Origin of the sequence: Burkholderia sp. Bp9090 (genome assembly GCF_003857985.1) — a bacterium.
In the GTDB taxonomy this organism is placed as follows: domain Bacteria; phylum Pseudomonadota; class Gammaproteobacteria; order Burkholderiales; family Burkholderiaceae; genus Burkholderia.
Genome location: NZ_QTPV01000005.1, coordinates 98,098 through 118,364 on the forward strand (window position 1 = coordinate 98,098; position 20,267 = coordinate 118,364).

Genomic DNA, 20,267 nt, shown 5'->3' on the forward strand with positions numbered 1-20,267 from the left:
CCCGTCCCGTTGCGTCAGTGGTCGATGCCGAGCCCCGGCAGCACGTGCGTGTTCTCGGCCACGACCGCGTGCAGCAGCTTCGGTTCGGCGCCGAGCAGCCCGAGGATCGTCGGCGCGACCTGCTTCGTGCCGACCACATCGCTCACGGTACGCGCACGATGGAGGCCCGGGTACGACACGAGCAGGCCGAGGTGGCTGTCGTCCGGCGCGTTGCCGCCGTGTTCCTCGTCCTTCTTCGTGCTCGACGTGTAGATCACGCCCGGATTCGGCTGGACGATGATGTCCGGCGTGCGGCCGTTGGCCGGATCGCCGAACCGGTCGGCCAGCGCCGCGCCGTACAGGATGGATGCCTGCGGGCCGTCGGCGCAGATCCCCGGCGCGTTGCAGCCGAGGTTCGACTTCAGCGTCTGCACCACGGCCGCGCGCTGGCTGCGGTCGCGCAGCCAGATCAGGCCGACGTCGTCGGTCTGCACGAAGCCCGTGCCGACCAGGCCCGAACCGTCGTTCAGGTTGCCCGTCGTCGTGTTGTTCTGGCCGAAGTTGCCGTTCGGGTCGACGTAGTTGTTCGCTTCGAGCAGCTTCGTCAGCGTGTCGCCGTTCTTCACGAGCTTCGTGTGATCGGTCGGCGACTGGCCGTGCTTCGCCGTGACGATCACGGCCGTCGACGTGTACAGGTTGCGCTGCTTCAGCTCGGCGACGATGCGGCCGATCGAGTTGTCGACGTACGTGATCGCGTTCGCGACCTGGCCGTTCGGCGTGAAGTTCGCGTCGAGATAGCCGCCGCCCTTCGCGACCGGCGCCTTCTGCGCGACGCTCAGCGTCTGGAAGTTGGCGCCGAACAGCGTCGGCACCGGCGCGTTTTTCGTGCCCGTCGAATCGCGGCCGTCGATCTGGTTGACCAGCGCCTGCACGTGCAGGTTGTCGAAGCGCGCCGTGTGCGAATAGACGTCGGTGTAGGCGGTGTTCGTCGCCGGGTCGATCGAGTTGATCTCGGTGCGCATCAGATCGTCGACGCCGGTGCCCGACGGGCCGTTCAGCCAGTCGTAGCCCCACGCGTGCTTGTCCGCCCACGCGGTGTAGGCGTTCGGCACGCCGGCCTTGACGGCCTCGAACACCGTGTTGGTCTTCACGTAGTTGTGCGGATAGACCGGCACGCACTGGCCGCCGACCTTCGCATGCGGAATCGCCTGCGGATTGAATGCGCCGCCGCCGTCGAGGTGCACGAGCGCGCCGCCGTTGAACGCATCGATGCCGGTCGTCTCGTCGAACACGACGTTCCAGCCCTGCTTGCCCGAGCAGGTCGTGTCGCTCGGCGCGTACAGGTTGCGGTCGTACGACACGTCGTAGAACAGGCCGGCCGTCTTCGGCGAGCCGCCCGTCACGAGCGCGGCGAGCCCCGGGAACGAGTCCGACAGGCCGGGCGTGTAGGCGTTCGTGTACGTGACGCCGCTTTGTGCGAGCACGGCGAGGTTCGGACACGTGTTCGCGCCGATGCAGCGTGCGAGATCCTGCTCGTGCAGGCCGTCGACGCTGATCAGCAGCACGTGCTTCACGACACGCCGGCCGTGGCCGGCGTCATCGCCCTGGCTGTTGCCGTCCTGCTGCGCCGCGTAGGCGCCGGCGCTTGCGAGCGCCAGCGCGCCCGCCACCATCACCGCCGTTTTTCGTTGCTTAGCGAACCTGGAAATCATCACCCCACCTCATCGATTGACGTTGAACTGCGTGACCTGCCATCAGGCGCGCAAAATATCGCCGCGCCGTGGGGCGCTCGCGTGAAGCGGGGCTTTCTGTTTTCTGTCAAACGTAACCAATCGCAAGTGACACGACGCGGTCGCAAAACGAGGCGACCCGGCGCACGCCGCGACGTGTGCGCGCGAGGTTCGCACCGGGTCGGTGCATCGGGCGCGCCGTCGCCCGCCGCGCGAATTTTTTTCACGCTTGGCGTATGACTATTGGCGTGTGATAAAGGGTTTTCCCTGACCCGGAGCACGAGTATGTCGACCCTGGAAGCTCTCCGGTTCGTGCTGGACGATGCACGCACCCCCGAAATCATTCGCCACCACGTCGTCGACGCGCTGCAGTACGCGTTGCGCAACTACGGCCAGGTGTTCACCGCGAAGGAAGTCGAATGGCTCACGCATTGGGACGATGCGCGCCTGCCGCTGGCCGCGAGGAAGGAACTGGACAAGCGCGAACCGGCGATCGAGGTGCGCTGACGGGAAGCGCGCCGCCGCGCCCGATTGCCGATCGGACGCGGCGGCGGCGGATGAGGGCGTAACGCTTACTGCAGGCCGAAGTCGACGCGCGTCGTCGCGCCCTTGTCCTCGATGCCCTTCGCATCGAGCTTCGGCGCCACGACGAACATGCGGCTCGCATCGATCTTGCCGTCGAGGTACTGGCGCACGGCCTGCGCGCGCTGCTGCGCGAGCGCGCGCAGCGCGTTGTCGTCGGCCGGCGCGTGATCGGCGAGCGCCTGCTTCATGTCCGCATCGGGCAGCGTCTTCTGCAGGCCGATCAGGTTGCGCGGCTTCTTGAAGTCGGCGTCCTTGTACGCGCGCGTCAGGTACTTGGTGTACTCGGCCGGTTCGACCTTCACCGACATCGGATCGATGCTCTCGCCCTGGCCGACCACGTCCTTCAGCTTCTGCTGGCGGACCAGCCGTTCGACGTACGCGTCGCGCAGCCCCGGCGTATCCTTCGCCGGATCGACGCGGCCGATCAGGTCCAGCCGGATCGACGGCTTCTCGGTCAGCATCTTCACGACGGTATCGAGCTTCTTCTGCTGCGCGTCGGTCAGCTCGTACGCGCCCGGCGCGAACTCGACGTAGCCGAGATCCTCGCCGCCGCTGCCGCCGAACGCATTCGCGAGCAGCGTGAACGGCGACGTGACGGCCTTCGCGATCAGGTTCAGCACCGCGCGCCAGATCAGCCCGCCGACGCTGAACTCCGGATTCGACAGCGAGCCCGACACCGGCAGGTTCACGTCGATCTGGCCGCGCGTGTTCTTCAGGAGCGAGATCGCGAGCTTCACCGGCAGCTTGGTCGCCGTGTCGTTTTCGACGTGATCGCCGAACGTGAGCTGGTCGATGAAGATGTGGTTGTTCGCCTGCAGCTGGTCGTTCGCGAGCTGGTAGTGCAGGTCGACGTTGAGCTTGCCCTTCGTGATCGGGTAGCCGGCGTACTTCGCCGAATACGGCGTCAGGTTGGTCAGCTCGATGTCGTGCGCGGTCGCCGTGAGATCCAGCGCGGGCTTGTCGATCAGCGGGTTCACCGAGCCCTTGATCGAGATCGGTCCGTTGCCCGCGAGGTTCGCGGCGACGTCGACTGGCGCGGACGTCGTCGAGTCCGTGCCGAACGCGCCGACCGTCCCCTTGATCGCGACCAGGTTCGCCGTGTAGTTCGGCTTGATGAAGTTGTCGGTGTAGGTCACGCGGCCGTCCTGCAGCAGGAGCTCGCCGAAATGCATGCGCACCGGATTCTGCGGCGGCGGCGCGGCCTTCACGACGACCGGCGCCGATGCGGCGGCCGGCGCCGACGCCTGCTGCGCGGCCGCGGCCGACGAGGCCTGCGCGGCGGCGGCCGGCGGCGTCATGCCCGGCGACAGCGGCACCGGTTCGGGCTTGCTCGCGTCGCGCGTCAGCGACTGCGCGGGGCCCGTCTCCTTCGCGACGACGTCCTTCAGGTTCAGCCGACCCTGCGCATCGAGCAGCACGCGGCCGTAGAAGTTCGAGAACGTCACGCGCGCGGCGTCGACGTCGGTGCCCTTCTCGTCGTGGTTCACCTTCAGGTTCGACAGCGCGAGCGAGCGCCAGCCGGCGAACGGGTCGGACGTCGCCTTGTCGAGCATCCGCACGTCGACCAGCGCGACATCGCCGCGATAGGTCGCGCGCGGCGTGTCCTTCACCTGCGCGAACGTCAGGTTGCCCTGCGCGTTGAGCAGCGCGCTCGCGATGGTCGCGTTCAGCGCGCTGCCGAAGTACGGCTCGAACGCGGCCGCGTCGAGGCGGTTGCCGTTGATCTTCAGGCCGAGCTTCAGCGGCTGCGCGGTCACGTCGCCCGACACGTTCACCGAGCCCTTGCGGTTCAGCGTCGCCTTCAGCTGCACCGGGAGCGGCTTCGTCAGGTCGTCGCTGATCTTCTGCACCGACAGGTCGAGCGGCTTGATCGCGAGCTTCACCGGGCGCGGCGTCGACAGGTCCGTGAAGTTCGCGGACGATTCCTTCACGTTCAGCGCGTCGATCCGGTAATGCCACGACGGCGCGGCCGCCGCGGCCTTGCGCGCGACCGTGCGCCTGGGCACCGCCGCCTGCGCGGGTTCGGCGAGCGCCGCCAGGTCGATCTTGCCGTCCTTCAGGCGCTTCACGTCGAGCGCGAGCCCGGTCGCGTCGACGCTCGCGATTTCCGCGCTGCGCGCGGCGACGTCGACCTTCGTGATCTTCGCGCTCGCGTCGGGCAGCACGATCGCGGGCGCCTTCGCGTCCGGCGTCGCGAGCTTCAGCGACTTCAGGCTCACCGTGCTGTCGGCGACCTGCGCGTCGAGCGGCGTCTTGCCCCAGTCGGCCTTCGCGTTGACGCTCGCGCCGAGCGTGCCGTCGAGCACGCGCGCGCGGGTCGCCTCGCCGAGATACGGCTGCAGCGCCGGCAGCGCGAGCGCATCGACCGTCAGCTTCGTGTCGGCCTGCTTCGCCGCCAGGCTGAACGCGCCTTCGGCCTTCAGGTCGCCGCCGCGCGACAACGACGTCGACAACGTGTATTTCGCGGGCGTCTTGCCCTGCAGCGTGAAGCCGTCGAGCGTCGCGGCCAGCTTCGTCAGCGACAGCGCGGTCGGCGTCGCCGGCACGCGGTCGTCGACGTTGATCGTGCCGCCGTCGATCGCGAAATGACGGATCGTCAGATCGAGCGGCGGCGCTTCCTTCGCGACGGCTTCGGCCTTCGCGCCGCTCGCGGCGGCGACGGCGGCGGCTTCGCTCGATGCGGCGGCACCCGGTGCGGCAGCGGCCGACGAGGCAGCGGCCGGCTTGCCGGCGGCCGCCTTCGGCGCCGCAGACGGCTGGCCGGCGAGCTTCTCGACGTTCAGCACGCCCTGCTTGTCGCGCGCCAGGTCGACGACCGGCTGATCGAGCCGGATCTCGTCGAAATGCAGCACGTTGCGCAGCGGCTCGAGGCCGGCGGCCGCGACGTGCACGCCGCGCGCGGCGAACAGCGGCGCGGACGCGCGGTCGGTCACCTTCGCGTCGTTGAGATCGACGGTGCCCGACACGCGCAGCGCGGGTGTGTCGCCGCTCATCACGAAGTTCAGCTTCAGGTCGCTGCTCAGGAGGCCGCTCGTGACGATCACCGGCAGCTTCGCCGGCACATACGAAATCAGCTTCGGCACGTCGAGCCGGTCGAACGTCAGCGCGACTTCCGACTCGCGCGACTGCGCGAACGGCTTCGTCCTGCCGTCGATCGCGATCGGGCTGCCGTCGAACCGCGCGCGCAGCCTCGGCTGCACGAAGATGTCGGTCTTCGACGGCAGCGTCGCGATGAACGGGATGCCGAGCGTCCAGTTGTCGACCACGTGCTTTTCGTTCAGCAGGCGGTCGTCGAAGTCGATCCGGCCGTCGTTGACCTGGATGTTCGACACCGAGAAAAGTGTCGGCTTGCTTTCGGGTTTGGACGGCGTCGAGAACTTCTCGATCAGGTCGGTGAAGTTGAAGCGCTGCGCGTCGTAACGGACGATATGGAAGCGCGGCGAGTCGACGCGCACTTCGTTGACGATCGGCGCGCCGCGGAACAGCGACGACCACGACGGCCTGACGACGAGCTTGCCGATGTCGATGAAGTCGCCCTGGCCGCCGCGCTCGCCGACGTGCACGCCGTCGGCTTCGAGGTTCAGCGTGTACGGGTTCAGCGCGACGCGCTGGACCGTGGACGGCCGGCCGAGCTGCTGGCTCAGTTGCTGTTCGGCGATGTGGCGGATCAGCGGCGGCGCCGCGAAGAACCCGAGCAGTCCGAATAAAACGAGGAAGATCAACACGCCGAGGCCGATACGCCGGGTCCGGCGCGAGCGTGCAACGCCGCCGAGGGCATGGAGGGTCGAGGGTACGGTTTCTTTGTCTGCGCTTGCCATGCTTGGATGCCTCGGGAATGGATGCCTGGCCGCGCCGGAAAACCGGCACGGCCGTGCACGCTATCCCGAAAGTATAGGCTCAGGTGGTAACGGAACGACGTTCGGGCGCGGCCGCCGCGCCCGCGGATCGGACAGCGGCGGCGCCCGTCGGTTCATTTCCGGACGACGACGGGCGGCATCCACGAGCCGTCGCTCGCTTGCGGCTTCGGCGCGTACAGCCGCAGCGCGAGCGCGAAATCGGTGCGCGGCGCCGGCAGCCAGTTGGCCGCATGCGTGCCGCCCGGCGATGCCGACACGACCACGTCGATCGAGCCGTCGTGGTTGCGGCGCAGCCGGTCGCGGTCGCCGAGCGAGCGGTGCGCCGAGCCGACGTCGGGCAGCGCACCGTTCGTCGCGTACGGCGTGAGCGTCCAGAACCCGCGCACCGGCGGCAGCGCGCCCGGCGCGAAGTGCAGCACGTAGCGGTTCGCGCCGTTCAGCGCATGGCCGTCGCTGTCGACGCGCACGAACGCGAGCGTTTCGTCGTCGCGCGTCGCGGTGCCGAACTGCGTGTAGGCCGCGTACGCGCGCAGCGTGTAATCCTGACCGTACTTGCCGGCCGTGTCGCCGATCCAGCTCCAGCCGTTCGCGTTGAGCAGGTTCGACGGCGGTGTCGCGAGCCGCGCGCGCGCCTCGGCGACGCCGGCCGTCGCGGCGTTCAGGCGATCGCCCGTCCACAGCACCGGGTAGCCGGCCGTCACGCCGATGTCCTTCAGCTGTTCTTGCGCGTGCGCATCGTCGGCCGGTGCCGGGTTGTCCTGCAGCGCCTGCGCGAAGCGCGTGAAGAACGCCTTCGGGTCGAGCGCGGCCACCTGCTCGGCCGGCGTGCCGCCGCTCGCCGCTTCCGACGGCGCGCTGCCCGCATGGACCGCGACCGACGCGCCGCGCGCGCTGCCCGTATAGACGGACAGCGGCACCACGCGGATCGTCCGCTGCAGTTTCTTCACGTTCGTGAGGTCGCGCCCGCCGCTCGTCTGCAGCCGCACTTCGAGCCACGCGTTGGCCGACGGCACGTCGATCCGCAATGCGCCCTTCGGCAGCGTGCCCTGCCAGTCCTTCGCGGCGAAGGCAATCGTTTGCGCTCGCACGGCGCCGCGAGCGCCACGCGTCGCCACGCTCGACGCCGACCACAGCACGTTCGTCCACATGTCGAGCGCGCGCGCATCCCAGTAACGGCCGCGGGTGTCCGGCAGCGTCACGATTACCGGCTCGGCGCCGACGTCGAGCCAGCCGGTCGAGTCGAGCGTGTCGACGCCCGGCAGCGGCGGGTTCAGCGCGCCGACGGGCGGCAGCGCCTGCGCGTGACGCAGCGTGTTGAGCGGCGCCTGGCCCGGCTGAGCGCCGTCGCCGCCCGTCGCGGCTTCCTTCGCGACGTCCATCAGCACGAGCGGATACGCGTATACATAAGAGTCGGCCACTTCGGCGCGCATCCAGCCGGTTTTCCGCTGGATCGCATCCGGTTGCGACGCGCATCCTGCCAGCAGCATCGCCAGGGCCAGCGACGCGCCTGCCGCGCGCCGCAGAGAAATTGATTCTCGTAGGTTTTCAATCATTGAGTACTGGCCGAATATCGTTCTTGTCAGTCAACGCCTTGTTCGACTCACGATCGACGAAGGCAAGGCACCCCAGCCTGCCCGGTCGCCGCTTCGCCGGGCGGACGCTGATGTCAGGCCGGTATCATAGCGCCTGAGGGCATCCCCCAATATGCCGAATAACGGGCGCAGCAGTAGCCGGCCTGTCGTCAGCCTGAATCTCCGCTGATCCGGCCCCTTGTACGAAGCGGTCCGCCGCCTGCGCTGGCCGGGCATGACAGGCGAGAATGCGTTGGCCGTCGACACGATCCTGTATTGCATCCCCCCTTGACCTTCCCATCATGGGAATGTTGATACTGACATCACTCGCGGCTCGATCCGCGCTCCTGGGGAATCCGACATGACTGAACCACTCGCCTCCGCAGCCCTGCAAACGGTCGAACTGACCGTCGACGGCATGCATTGCGGCGGCTGCACCGGCCGTGTGCAACGTGCGCTGGCTGCGGTGCCGGGCGTCGTCGAGGCCGCGGTCGATCTCGACGCGCATGCGGCCACGGTCACCGCGCATGATGCGGTCACGCCGGCGCAGCTCGTCGACGCGGTCGGCGCCGCCGGCTATCGCGCTGCCGTGCGCGAAGCGACGAGCGCAGCCCCGGCGGCCTCGCCCGCGGGGCACGCGACGCGCGTCGCAGCACCGCCGGTAACGGCAACGGCATCGCCCGCCACCGCCACCGCCACCGCCACCGCCACCGCCACCACGATCGAACTCGATATCGACGGCATGACCTGCGCGTCGTGCGTGTCGCGCGTGGAGAAAACGCTCGCGAAAGTGCCGGGCGTCACGCGCGCAACGGTCAACCTCGCGACCGAACGCGCGACGGTCGACGCCGCAGCGGACGTTTCCGCGTCGCAACTGGCGGATGCCGTCAGGCAGGCCGGCTATGGTGCGACGCCGCTCGCGCCGGATACCGCCGCCCTCCCTGCCCCGTCCGCGTCTCCGGCATCCGCCAGCCTCGAACTCGCCATCGACGGGATGACCTGCGCGTCATGCGTGTCGCGCGTCGAAAAGGCGCTGGAGAAGGTGCCGGGCGTCACGCATGCGTCGGTCAATCTCGCGACCGAACGCGCATCGGTGCATGGCACCGGCGCGCTCGACGCCGCCACGCTGATCGCGGCGGTCACGACGGCCGGCTATCGGGCGTCGCTCGCCGCCTCGCCGGACGCGGGCGCCTCGACCGACGCCACCGCCCGCGCCGGCACCGGCGCCGCCGCGCAAGCCCCCGACGCCCGCAAGCAACGCGAAGCGATCCGCGAGCGCAATCTCGTGATCGGCTCGGCCGTGCTGAGCGCGCCGCTCGTCGTGCCGATGCTCGTCGCGCCGTTCGGTTTCGACGCGATGCTGCCCGGCTGGCTGCAGCTCGTGCTCGCGTCGATCGTCCAGTTCGGCTTCGGCGCGCGCTTCTACCGCGCCGCCTGGCATGCGGTGAAGGCACGCACGGGCAACATGGACCTGCTCGTCGCACTCGGCACGTCGGCCGCGTTCGGCCTGAGCCTGTGGATGCTGCTGCGCGACCCCGCGCACCCCGGCCACCTGTATTTCGAGGCATCGGCCGTCATCGTCACGCTGGTGCGCTTCGGCAAATGGCTCGAAGCGCGCGCGAAACGCCAGACGACGGAGGCGATCCGCGCGCTGAACGCGCTGCGTCCGGACCGTGCGCGCGTCGTCGAGCACGGTGTCGAACGCGACGTGCCGCTCGCGCAGGTGCGCGTCGGCACGACCGTCAGCATCCGTCCCGGCGAGCGCGTGCCCGTCGACGGCCGGATCGTGTCGGGCCGCTCGCACGTCGACGAATCGCTGATCACCGGTGAAAGCCTGCCGGTGCCGAAGGACGACGGCGACTCGGTCACGGCCGGGTCGATCAACGGCGAAGGCGCGCTCGTCGTCGAAACCACCGCGATCGGCGCGGAAACGACGCTCGCACGCATCATCCGCCTCGTCGAATCCGCCCAGGCGGAGAAAGCGCCGATCCAGCGGCTCGTCGATCGCGTCAGCGAAGTGTTCGTGCCGGCGATCCTCGGCATCGCCGTGCTGACGCTGATCGGCTGGCTGATCGCCGGCGCCGGCACCGAAACGGCGATCCTCAACGCGGTCGCGGTGCTCGTCATCGCGTGCCCGTGCGCGCTCGGCCTCGCGACGCCCGCGGCGATCATGGCCGGCACCGGCGTCGCGGCCCGCCACGGCGTGCTGATCAAGGACGCCCAGGCGCTCGAACTCGCGCAGCGTACCACCGTGATCGCGTTCGACAAGACCGGCACGCTGACCGAAGGCAAGCCATCCGTGACGGCGTTCGACGCCGTCGGCATCCCGCGTGAGCAGGCGCTCGCGCTCGCGGCCGCGGTCCAGCGGCAAAGCGATCACCCGCTCGCGCGCGCGGTAGTCGCCGCACACGATGCGGACGTCTTGGCCCGCGGCGGCGGCGCGGGCTCGGCCGAGATCGTCGCGGCCGATGCGCGCGCGGTGGCCGGACGCGGCGTCGAAGCGCGTGTCGACGGGCAGCTTCTCGCACTCGGCAGCACCCGCTGGCGCGACGAACTCGGCATCGTCGTGCCGCCCGAACTCGACGCGCGTGCCGCGGAACTCGAACGCGCGGGCAACACGATTTCGTGGCTGATGCGCGCCGATGCGCCGCGTGCGCTGCTCGCGCTGATCGCGTTCGGCGACACCGTGAAGCCCGGCGCGCGCGACGCGGTCGCGGCCCTGTCGGCACGGGGCGTCGCGAGCGTGCTCGTGACGGGCGACAACCGCGGCAGCGCCACGGCCGTCGCGGCGACGCTCGGGATCGGCGAAGTGCATGCGCAGGTGCTGCCCGACGACAAGGCACGCGTGGTGGCCGAACTGAAGCGGACGCACGGCGGAATCGTCGCGATGGTCGGCGACGGGATCAACGACGCGCCCGCGCTCGCCGCGGCCGATGTCGGCATCGCGATGGCCACCGGCACCGACGTCGCGATGCACACGGCCGGCATCACGCTGATGCGCGGCGACCCGGCGCTCGTCGCCGATGCGATCGACATCTCGAAGCGGACGTACCGGAAGATCCAGCAGAACCTGTTCTGGGCGTTCGTCTACAACCTGATCGGCGTGCCGCTCGCGGCGCTCGGCTGGTTGAATCCGGTGATCGCGGGGGCAGCGATGGCGTTTTCCAGCGTCAGCGTCGTGACGAATGCGTTGCTGCTGAGGAGATGGAAAGGGCGGGCGCGATGAGCCGGCGCGGCGCGAAAACGGGCGGGACTGCAACCCGCACGCTCGCCGCCGCGCGCAGGATTCAACGGCTTCGACGAATCCAGAAACAATACGCGCCGATCGCGACCAGCATTGCGCCATCGACAATACCCAGCAACGGGAGCGGATTCGTCCACTTGTCCATATTGGTCGTCCGCGCGTAGTAGGGTGGTCCGTCGCCGTATGCCTCTTCGAGATTGATCGCGTTGAACGCAAAAACGAGCAGGATCGAAATCAGCAGCGCCACACCAATCAAGATATGCAACGGGCGTTTTCGCATGTCAGTATTGAATCGTCAGTGGAACGTAGCACTCGGGCGCGTCCTTCGTCGCCGCCTCGATGTCTCGATGTCTCGATGTCTCGAACGACATTTTCCATTCCGGAATGAAGATTGATGCATCCGGCGGATCCCGCGTTCGTGCCGCCATGGATGAAGAATCCACCGCGACCGAACGCTCGGGTTCCGGGCATGACATGAATGGTCAGTCGGTGATCGCCCCATGCTGCGTATGAGTACGCCAAACTGTTGGCCCGCTCATCATAGGATCCACACTGGATTTCGGTTGCCATGCAGGTTGGGCGCCCCGCGTTCAAAAGACCAAATCGGGCTCGCGGGCCCGTCCAGAGCGCGCCACGGCCCACGCGTGTGCTTACGTCAAATCGTGTCGAAACGAAAACGTTGCGCCTGCGGTGTCGAATCTTCGTCGTTAGCCAGAGACGACCGGCTTGATCAGCGTCGTCGTGATCGGCGCGAAGCCGCACGCCCGATACAGCGCACGGGCAGCCGTGTTGTGATTGAACACCGACAGCCCGATCTCGGTGACGCCATGGCGGCGTGCCTCGGCCTCCAGCGCATCGAGCGCGCGTGTGGCCCAGCCCTGGCGGCGCCGTGACGGGACGATGTCGAGGTCGTAGATGAACAGCGTGCGGTTCGGCCCTTCGGGCACGATCGCGTACCAGAGATCGCCGACCGTGTCGCCGCTGGCAGCGTCGATCAGTTGGACGAGTGTCTGGCCGGAAGTGAGCAGGCCGTCGGGCAGCAGCGTATCGAAGCAGGCGCGGGCGCGGCTCGCCGCGTCGTCGGCCGCATTCTGCCCGGACGACACGAGATCGCGCGCGTAGCCGTCGATGGCGCGCGTGCGGTATGCGTGGAATTCACCGGCCGTCATCGGCCGCATCTGCAGCATGGCCCGGGTGTCGCGAGGGAAGTCGGACTTCCAGTGTAGCGGGACGGTCACACCGGCGCGCGATGCGACGGCGGAAAGCGGGCAGGCAGTTGCAGCGAGCGCTGCGCCGGATCAGCGAATCAGCGAATCAGCGAATCAGCGACGATACAGGACGATCGGCACGAGATTCGCACGACGCACGCGCTCGGCTTCGGCGCGACGCGCAGCGTACGAATATTCCGCGTCGAGCGGCAGGTGCGGGGAGACGAACAGGTCGTCGATCTTTTGCAGCAGGGCAAGAATGAAGCTCATGTGAGACTCCTGACAGATGGCTCTAGGGTTTTCCCTTAGATGGACTTCATTCTAAGGGTTTTCCCTGAACTCTGCCAGCGCGCCGCATCAGTTTGCCGCACCCGTGCAACCGCCAACGGTCGGTCTCCCGCGACGCGCCTTGCCAGGCCGGGGTTTGCAGGTAGGGTCGGACGATTTAGTGCGTTCGACGCACGCGCTTCGCGGCCGCCGCCTCGCGGTTCGCATTGCGTTGCAGCCGGTCGACCTGTGACAGCATCGCTTCGTGGTGTTCCGCGAGCGTCATCAGCGTTGCCTGCTGCGTCGACAGATCGGCAGCCAGCCGGTCGATCCGCTGTTGCCGGGCATCCAGTTCCTGCTTCAGGTGCGCAATCTGCCGTGTTTGCAGCACCAGCGCGGTGAGCCCCGCGAACACGACGATCGCCAGTGCCAGCAGCAGCCGGTTGACGCGACGCATCTCGCGATCGGCCGCCTGCTTCATGCCGGCCGTGTCGGCCTGCAGGGTGGCGAGCCGATCCGACAGCGGGCGCAGATGCGTGTCGGGATCGAAGGCTGGCCCGCTCGACGCGGCCGGTTGCGCGCGATCCGCCGACGGCTTCGTCACGAACGACGCCGCGGACGCCACCGGCTGCACGACCGGCGAGGCCGGCGCTGCGGCTGCTCGCGCAGCATCACGGGTACTCGCGGCAATCGCGGCAGCGACCGGCCCGGCCGGTTCGGCGGTCGCTTGCGGTTCGGCGGACGGCGGAGTGTGCTGCGCCGGAGGCACCTCCGCCCCGGCGCCGACAGCCGCTGCTTCCGGCACACTACGCACCGCTGGCGCTGCCGCTTCGCGCGTGCCGGCAGTCGCACGTCGCTTGCCGCCGGAGGATGCGCGACGCCCCTTCGTGGTCTCACCGGGCGCCCGCGCCGCGTCATCGCGTGTGACCGGCACGGCGGCACCTTCGGCCTCCCCGCCCGCTTTCACGAGACGATCGGCGATGGCCGCATCGACCGCACCACCCACCGCATCGGCATTCGCGGTCGAACGATCGGCGCTCGTCCCGGCCGCGCCGCCGGCTTCCGACACGCTGCCGGCCTTCATCTGGCCGCCGCCCGTTGCCGGCTCACCAGCTGCGCGCGCGCCGCCACCATCGGACAGCCGCGCCCCGCCGGGCTTCGTCGTGTCGGCAGCGGGCGCGGGCACGACATCGGCACCGACCGCATCGCCGTTTCCACGCGTCGAAGCAGGCTCCGTCGTCGTCGCGACGTCGGGAGCCGGATCGACCGCATCGGCAGCGGCGCCCGACGTGGCGAATCCATCCAGCGTCGCCTGCCGAGCGGCGTCCTCGCCGTCCACAACGGCGGCCACCGTCTCGGCGTCCGCCACCGCGTCATCACGCGAGACGGCCGGCGCACGCGCAGCCGGCTCGCGCACCGGATCGCCGAACAGGTCGAGCGTGTGTTCGTCCCGCGGCGCATCGCCGCCCGCGTTGCCGGACCGCGCGGTTGCCTTGGCGGCGGTGTCTGCCGCGGCCGCGACGGAACGCGGGCGCGAACGGGCCGATGAACGGTCGGAGCGGGAATGGGAACGGGAGCGAGGCACGGAAACGGATTCGGTCATGGAGTCGGATTGCAGGCCCGCGAGCGCGGAACCGAAGGTCGAACGGAATCAGTGACCGGCCATTGTCGCATGACCGATCGCCGATCCGGCCGATCGGATGCCGTCTATTCGTCGCCCGGCACGCCGCCGCCTTGCTCGAATCGCGTCACGCACGACAGCCCGCGCAGCTTGTCGCAGATCGCGCGGTATTCGAGATCCGACACGCGCCCGAGCGCGATGCGCACCTCATCGTGCTCGCCCGTGTCGTCGGCGCGCTGCACGATGAATTGCTTCACGCGCGCGCTGTCGGGGCCGAGCGCCGCGTGCAGCGAATCGAACGTCAGCGCGCCGCTCACCACCGTCAGCGCGAGCTGGCGCCGCTGCCGCACCGTGAAGTAGCGCCGCTCGAGCGGCTTGATGCCGGCCAGGATGATCAGGATGATGAGCGTCGCGGCAATCGCCGCGACGTACAGGCCACCGCCCACCGCGAGGCCGATCGCGGCGACCGACCACAGGCTCGCGGCCGTCGTCAGCCCGCGCACGATCTCGCCGCGCAGCAGGATCGAGCCCGCGCCGAGAAAACCGATCCCCGATACCACCTGCGCGGCGATCCGCGACGGATCGAGCACGACGTGGTCGCTGCTGCCCAGCACATCGGCGAAACCGAATGCCGATACGATCATGATGAGCGTCGAGCCGACACAGACCAGCATGTGCGTGCGCAGGCCGGCCGCCCAGGAAAGGCGCTCGCGCTCGATGCCGATGACGCTGCCGAGCGCAGCCGCGAGAACCAGCCGCATCACGAGTTCCAGGTTGCCGAGCATCCGATTTCTCTCCTTTTTTGGCGTCGGCCGCGCGGAATGTTTTATCCTTGGCCCCGGCCGCGCCGATCCTCCGGGCCGCGCCGACACGTTTCGATCCAAGCGCATAACCCCGTCATGTCCGTTTCCGACTCCGCTTCCGCCCAGGCCGCCCAGCTGCGCCGTCATTTCGCGCACGTCGTCTTGCCGATCTGGCAGGGTTCAGGGTTCGACCACACGCTGCGGCTACCGTTCGAGGCCGTCGACCCGGCCAGCCATGCACCGCTGCCCGTCACCCGTTATCGCGCCATGGCCTGCGCGCGGCAGCTGTTCGTGTTCGCGCAGGCCGGCAACATCGCGCACGCGGCCACGCTGTTCGATTCGCTGTGCGGCCGCTTCCGCGACCCGCGCCACGGCGGCTGGTTCTACAGCGTCGACGCGCAAGGCGCGCCGCTCGACACGACCAAGGACCTCTATACGCACGCGTTCGTCGTGTTCGCGTGTGCCGCGTGGCATGCGGCGTCGGGCGACGCCGCGGCACGCGCGGCCGCCGAGGACACCGCCGCGCTGATCCAGGACCGCTTCGCGCCGCAGCCGGGCGACGCGCTGCTCGACGCCGCGCGTCACGCCGATTTCTCGTCGTCGGGCAGCGGCGCGCTGCAAAACCCGCTGATGCACCTGACCGAAGCGTGGCTCGCGGCCGCCGATGCGTTCGGCGACGCGGCGTTCGACGATGCGCTCGCGCGCACCGCGCAGGCCGTCGAACGCACGTTCGTCGATACCGCGACCGGCTGCGTCGCCGAGCTGCCGCTCGGGGCGGCCGACAACCGCTTCGAGCCCGGCCATCAGTTCGAGTGGTTCTATCTGGTCGACGCGGCCGGCGCGCGCCTCGCGCAAACCGGGCTGCCCGGCGCACTCGCGCGCGCGTTCGCGTTCGCCGAGCAGCACGGGGTCGATCCGCAGACGGGCGCCGTGTGCGCGGCGGTCGACGCACGAGGCGCATGCCTCGACGGCACGCAGCGGATCTGGGCGCAGACCGAATACCTGCGCGCACTCGCGACGCACGGCGGCACGCCGGCGTCCGCGCCGCTCGCGCGGCAGATCGAGTGCTTCGCCGCGCGCTTCCTGCATCCGCGCGGCTGGTTCGAGTGCAAGACGGCCGACGGGCAGGTGTCGCGCGCCGACATGCCGTCGACGACGCCCTACCACCTCGCGACCGCTTACGCGGCGCTGCCCGCCGTTTCGTAACCGGCGTCGGCCGGCGACGGCGACCCGCGCTCGTGGCGAACCCCGCGAGCCGCGCGCGCGTCGCCCAGTTCGAACACCGACACCGCCTGCATCAGGTGCGCGGTCTGGTCGTTCAGCGACGCGGCCGCCGCCGCGACTTCCTCCACCAGTGCCGCGTTCTGCTGTGTCAGCTGGTCCATTTGCGTGACGGCCTGGTTGACCTGCTCGATGCCGACGGTCTGCTCGACCGACGCGGCCGTGATCTCCGACATCGTCTGCACGACCCGCGTGATCGACGCCGAAACCGTCCGCATCGCGTCGCCGGCCCGTTCGACGAGTTCCGAGCCGCCGTCGATCTGCGCGACCGACTCCTCGATCAGCGCCTTGATCTCCTTCGCCGATTGCGCGCTGCGCTGCGCGAGCGAGCGCACTTCGCCCGCGACCACCGCGAAGCCGCGGCCCTGCTCGCCGGCCCGCGCGGCTTCGACCGCCGCGTTCAGCGCGAGGATGTTGGTCTGGAAGGCGATGCCGTCGATCACCGAAATGATCTCCGCGATCCGCCCGGAGCTCTGGGCGATGCCGCGCATCCGGTCGATCACGCTGTCGACCACGCCGCCGCCGTGGCGCGTCGCGTCGAGCGCCGCGTCGGCCAGCGCGCTGGCCGCACGTGCGCTGTCGGTGTTCTGGCGCACCGTCGCGGTCAGTTCCTCCATGCTCGCGGCGGTTTCCTCGAGCGACGCAGCCTGCGTGCCCGTGCGCGCGGACAGGTCCGCGTTGCCGCCGGCGATCTCGCCCGCGCCGAGGTGGATCGCGTCGGACGCGTGACGCACGGTGCGCACGGTGTCCGCGATGCTCGCCTGCATCGCGGCGAGGCCGCGCAGCATCCGGTCGATCTCGAACACGCCACCCGCCCGCACGGCTTCGTCGAGCCGGCCCTGCGCGATCCGCTCGAAATGGCGGCCGGCTTCGTCCAGCGGCGCGACCACCGCGCGCCGCGCGGCCGCGTAAATGGCCGCGCTCGCCGCGAGCATCGCCACGAGCAGCACGATGCCGACCCACTTGAACCACTGCATCCCGCTGTCGATCGTGGCGAGCGCGTCGCGGCTCGACGCGCCGCCGTAGTCGGCGAAGCGGTGCAGTTCGGCGAGGTACGCGTCCTGGAAGCCTTGGGTCGGCTGGTCGAGGAACGCCTGGATGTTGTCGGCATCGAGGAACTGCACGAGTTCGCCCAGCGCGCCGCGCAGCGCGCGATAGCGCTCGGCGAGCGCGGCGACGCGCGCGCGGTTCGTCGCGTCGACGGCCTGTGCGGCCGTCAGCGCGGCGAACGCCTTGTCCGCTTCGCCGAGCGAAGCGCTGGCATGACGGATGATCTCGTCGGGCTTCGGGCCGCCGCGCACCATCCGCGTGCCGGCGCGCGACAGGTTCACGCGGGCGTCGAGCAGGCGCTCGGTCGCCTGGCTGGCCGCGTCGACCTGCGCGATCGCGACGTTCGACAGATCGTCGACGCCGCTGCGCGTCGACGCGAGCGCCCAGAAGCCGAGCGCCTCGATCGCGAACAGAAAGAGGCAAAACACGGTCAACACGCCGAGCAGACCCGACGCGAGCTTGATTTTTCCGAACATGGGGGAGATTCCTGGAGAGCCGACGATGGAGCAATGCCCCGGCATTAGCGGCATTTCTTCGTCGGACTTTAGGAACATCCGGCGAGAGGCGCCCGGCCAGTGCCCGCCATTCCCGTCGAATCGCCGGCAAACGAGGACAACGCGCGCGTTCGACGCAATCATCACGTCGCATCGCGCCGGCATCTGCGCGAAATGCGGACGAATTTCCTTGCTTATCCGCGGCCCCCTTCCTAGAGTTCAGCGCAAGCGGACACGCATTGGGGAAGTCGATGACGGACATCACGGACCACGCGCGCGGCGCATTGCGCGCGCAACCGTTCAGCATGCTGCTGGGCACGGAGCTGATGCATATCGGCGACAACGAAGTGTCGCTGTGCCTGCCCGTGCGGGAAGAACTGCGGCAGCAGCACGGCTTCGTGCACGGCGGCGTGATCGGCTATCTCGCCGACAACGCGCTGACGTTCGCCGGCGCGCTGGTGCTCGGCCCGCGCGTCATCACCGCCGAATACAAGATCAACTACCTGCGGCCGGCCGTGAACGGCACGCTCGTTGCGCGCGCGAAGGTCGTCTACGCGGGCCGGCACCAGGCGACCTGCCAGTGTCATGTGTTCGTCATCGACGGCGATCACGAACGGCTCGTCGCAATCGCGCAAGGCACGATCAACCGCGTCGGCGACGGCAAGATGCCGGATGCGCGGGAGGAAACGGCGTAAGGCAGATTCGTCGGCGAATCGTTCGGCTGTCTTATTGCTCGCCCTGAACCGAAAATTGAAATGGAATCTCGGGACGCGTAAATCGAAGCCGCACCTCGTTCAGGGCCGGAACAAAGCGCCGCTTTTCAAACGTGTAGTACGAAATTAATAGGCCGAGACGGGTCTCTTGTGCATCATCGAACAGATAGCTGTTCTTCGGAAATGCAAGCAATCCGGCCTTTGTTGCCAATACGGCCCGACAGGACGAAAGCAGACTCGGCAAATGAAGAAATGCCGCGCTTTTTCTAAACTCGAACGGGTTGGTCAGCAAGTAGATTTGGCGATGGCGGCCAGATTCACCAGACCCGCTGCTGTTTCCCTCCACACAGAGAGCCGACGGACGATGGTCCGCGGCTCCAGTAAAAAATATGCTCGCGCTTCCGGGGTAGATATCCACCGGATGTTCACCAGGGAAAGTCGTTGCGTTCGAAAAGCGATAGATCCTGCCGCCAATCGATATCTGGCGCTCCGCTACTGTGACGTGTACCGTCTTCCCGTCCAAGTCGATTTGAAAATCCTGGTATACGCCTCCATTGCCGCGATCGGAATATAGAAAGCTTGCGCGTTGCTGGACTGGACTGCCAAACAATGCACTCGATTGGGCCGCATAGAACTCGTCATAGCTGTCGTAGATCGTAGCGCCATGAGCGCTCCTTGCGAAGGCAACCAGGATTGCCACCAAGGTCATTGCGGGTTTCATCGGTATGCTTTTCCTCCGCTCGCCTTCAGATAGTCGGGATTGTGCTTCCAAAATACCGTATCCCCGTGCGCGGCTGTCGAAACCCACACCGAATCGTAACGCCCGCGCTCACCCCCATCGACGATCTTCCCGGTCCTTTTATTGCGGATTTTCCATCGAACGATGACCTCGCGCCGCTTCTCCGGCACGCCAAAAATGTTGTCCGATTGCGAACCCCATTTGAAGCCATCACGAACCTTGGGATGGTTTCCGTAATTGGTTTTGAAGTCCAGGCCGTCCCACCAAAATGCCCCATTCGAGGGGTCCAATCCTTCCGTAATGCTCGCACTGCCACCCTGATCGCCCTTCGCAAGGAAATAGCGGATCACGCGACGTCTCCTGGGCGTGCCGTAGTCGAACGCTTCACCAGCGTGAAGGTAAAGGCGGATACGAGACCCTCGCGCTCCGGGCTGTCCGTAATGATGTCGCCGTTATCGAGTTCGCTTCCGACAAAAGCCAGCGGCTCGAAGTCACGGTTATCCGCCAGGGCAAGACCGCTTACGATTCGCGCGGTCGAACCGTCCGCATAGTGGACCTGATTACCCACGATACCAGCCTTGCCAAGCCGGACACCGGTGTTCCAGGCACAGGTAGCGTTGCGCAGCACGCCACCTCGCGCAGTCGTTGCGCCTCGCACCGCGAGCCGGTGGCGCGGCGGCTCAGGCGAAGGCACATAAGCCGCATCGAACAAGCCTTCGACCGTCTCACCCGCCGGAACATGAATGCCCCATAACCGCTGAAGTGTTTCGACGATACGATCGCCATTGCTCAATCGGCTACCTACCAGTGCAAATGGCCTTTCTCGGCAAACCGCATAATTGCCCGCACCGTCGGTAATGACTGCCTCACTGCCATCCTCGTACGTGACGACATCGCCAACCCGGGCAACAGCAAGCCCAGCGACAGCAAGGCCGCTGCTAGCTTGGGTCACACGACCACCGCGCTCAGTGAGCGCTCCGATGGTGGCGAAAAGATAAGTCGGCGCGCTCTGCTCGTTCTTCATCTGGATCTCCTTTCTCGACGAATGGATAAGGATTGTTCGACGCAAAAATTTGCGTGATCGAGAAAGGAAAAACAATCAGACGAATTCGAAACTCCTACCGA

General features: G+C 68.0%; 16 protein-coding genes. 4 read left to right on the forward strand and 12 right to left on the reverse strand.

Translation table 11 applies throughout. The features are described 5' to 3' along the window. Positions 1-14: 14 nt before the first annotated feature. A complete protein-coding gene (locus DIE16_RS06965) occupies positions 15-1,691 on the reverse strand; it encodes an alkaline phosphatase family protein (RefSeq protein WP_124892089.1) in 1,677 nt (558 codons plus the stop codon). Positions 1,692-1,994: 303 nt separating this feature from the next. Here DIE16_RS06965 and DIE16_RS06975 point away from each other — a divergent pair, with 303 nt between their 5' ends. Next, the gene (locus DIE16_RS06975) at positions 1,995-2,216 is read left to right on the forward strand and encodes a hypothetical protein (protein WP_185500307.1); all 222 of its coding nucleotides are present in this window, start codon (positions 1,995-1,997) and stop codon (positions 2,214-2,216) included. Positions 2,217-2,281: 65 nt separating this feature from the next. On the opposite strand, the gene DIE16_RS06980 is transcribed toward DIE16_RS06975, so the two are convergent. Both DIE16_RS06980 and DIE16_RS06985 read right to left on the reverse strand, forming a co-directional pair. Continuing rightward, entirely contained in the window at positions 2,282-6,112 is a 3,831-nt protein-coding gene (locus tag DIE16_RS06980) for a DUF748 domain-containing protein (RefSeq protein ID WP_124892090.1), read from the reverse strand. Positions 6,113-6,264: 152 nt separating this feature from the next. Next, the gene (locus tag DIE16_RS06985; protein WP_124892091.1) at positions 6,265-7,704 is read right to left on the reverse strand and encodes a DUF1254 domain-containing protein; all 1,440 of its coding nucleotides are present in this window, start codon (positions 7,702-7,704) and stop codon (positions 6,265-6,267) included. A 379-nt stretch (positions 7,705-8,083) separates the two neighbouring features. Here DIE16_RS06985 and DIE16_RS06990 point away from each other — a divergent pair, with 379 nt between their 5' ends. Further along, positions 8,084-10,948, forward strand: coding sequence for a heavy metal translocating P-type ATPase (locus tag DIE16_RS06990; RefSeq protein ID WP_124520067.1), 2,865 nt, complete (start codon positions 8,084-8,086; stop codon positions 10,946-10,948). A gap of 61 nt (positions 10,949-11,009) precedes the next feature. On the opposite strand, the gene DIE16_RS06995 is transcribed toward DIE16_RS06990, so the two are convergent. From DIE16_RS06995 to DIE16_RS07015, 5 genes are all read right to left on the reverse strand, one after another. Continuing rightward, a complete protein-coding gene (locus DIE16_RS06995) occupies positions 11,010-11,246 on the reverse strand; it encodes a hypothetical protein (protein ID WP_124520069.1) in 237 nt (78 codons plus the stop codon). A gap of 427 nt (positions 11,247-11,673) precedes the next feature. Continuing rightward, positions 11,674-12,153 carry an N-acetyltransferase gene (locus DIE16_RS07005; RefSeq protein ID WP_124486078.1) on the reverse strand — a complete coding sequence of 160 codons (480 nt, stop codon included), beginning with the start codon at positions 12,151-12,153 and terminating at the stop codon, positions 11,674-11,676. 135 nt (positions 12,154-12,288) lie between these two features. Continuing rightward, entirely contained in the window at positions 12,289-12,444 is a 156-nt protein-coding gene (locus tag DIE16_RS36535; RefSeq protein WP_167359264.1) for a hypothetical protein, read from the reverse strand. 175 nt (positions 12,445-12,619) lie between these two features. Beyond that, entirely contained in the window at positions 12,620-14,044 is a 1,425-nt protein-coding gene (locus DIE16_RS07010) for a flagellar hook-length control protein FliK (RefSeq protein ID WP_124520071.1), read from the reverse strand. A gap of 104 nt (positions 14,045-14,148) precedes the next feature. After that, on the reverse strand, positions 14,149-14,847 hold the full coding sequence (locus DIE16_RS07015; protein ID WP_124486076.1) for an MgtC/SapB family protein: 699 nt from the start codon (positions 14,845-14,847) through the stop codon (positions 14,149-14,151). A gap of 114 nt (positions 14,848-14,961) precedes the next feature. Here DIE16_RS07015 and DIE16_RS07020 point away from each other — a divergent pair, with 114 nt between their 5' ends. Beyond that, positions 14,962-16,071 (forward strand): AGE family epimerase/isomerase, encoded by a 1,110-nt coding sequence (locus DIE16_RS07020; protein WP_124520073.1) that lies wholly within the window; start codon positions 14,962-14,964, stop codon positions 16,069-16,071. Here the strand turns inward: DIE16_RS07020 and DIE16_RS07025 are convergent. Next, complete coding sequence (locus DIE16_RS07025) at positions 16,044-17,672, reverse strand: methyl-accepting chemotaxis protein (protein ID WP_124520075.1); 1,629 nt, start codon at positions 17,670-17,672, stop codon at positions 16,044-16,046. The genes DIE16_RS07020 and DIE16_RS07025 overlap by 28 nt on opposite strands. Positions 17,673-17,941: 269 nt before the next feature. On the opposite strand from DIE16_RS07025, the gene DIE16_RS07030 reads away from it, so the two are divergent. Beyond that, positions 17,942-18,385 carry a PaaI family thioesterase gene (locus tag DIE16_RS07030; protein ID WP_044845017.1) on the forward strand — a complete coding sequence of 148 codons (444 nt, stop codon included), beginning with the start codon at positions 17,942-17,944 and terminating at the stop codon, positions 18,383-18,385. Positions 18,386-18,416: 31 nt separating this feature from the next. On the opposite strand, the gene DIE16_RS07035 is transcribed toward DIE16_RS07030, so the two are convergent. The 3 genes from DIE16_RS07035 to DIE16_RS07045 are packed head-to-tail and all read right to left on the reverse strand — an operon-like array spanning position 18,417 to position 20,166. After that, on the reverse strand, positions 18,417-19,124 hold the full coding sequence (locus DIE16_RS07035; protein WP_124520077.1) for a hypothetical protein: 708 nt from the start codon (positions 19,122-19,124) through the stop codon (positions 18,417-18,419). Next, positions 19,121-19,492, reverse strand: a complete 372-nt coding sequence (locus tag DIE16_RS07040; RefSeq protein ID WP_260426215.1) for a hypothetical protein — start codon at positions 19,490-19,492, stop codon at positions 19,121-19,123. Before DIE16_RS07040 ends, DIE16_RS07035 begins: the two co-directional genes overlap by 4 nt. Continuing rightward, positions 19,489-20,166 carry a PAAR domain-containing protein gene (locus DIE16_RS07045; RefSeq protein ID WP_124520079.1) on the reverse strand — a complete coding sequence of 226 codons (678 nt, stop codon included), beginning with the start codon at positions 20,164-20,166 and terminating at the stop codon, positions 19,489-19,491. The genes DIE16_RS07040 and DIE16_RS07045 overlap by 4 nt, the downstream gene beginning before the upstream one ends. Positions 20,167-20,267 lie beyond the last annotated feature (101 nt).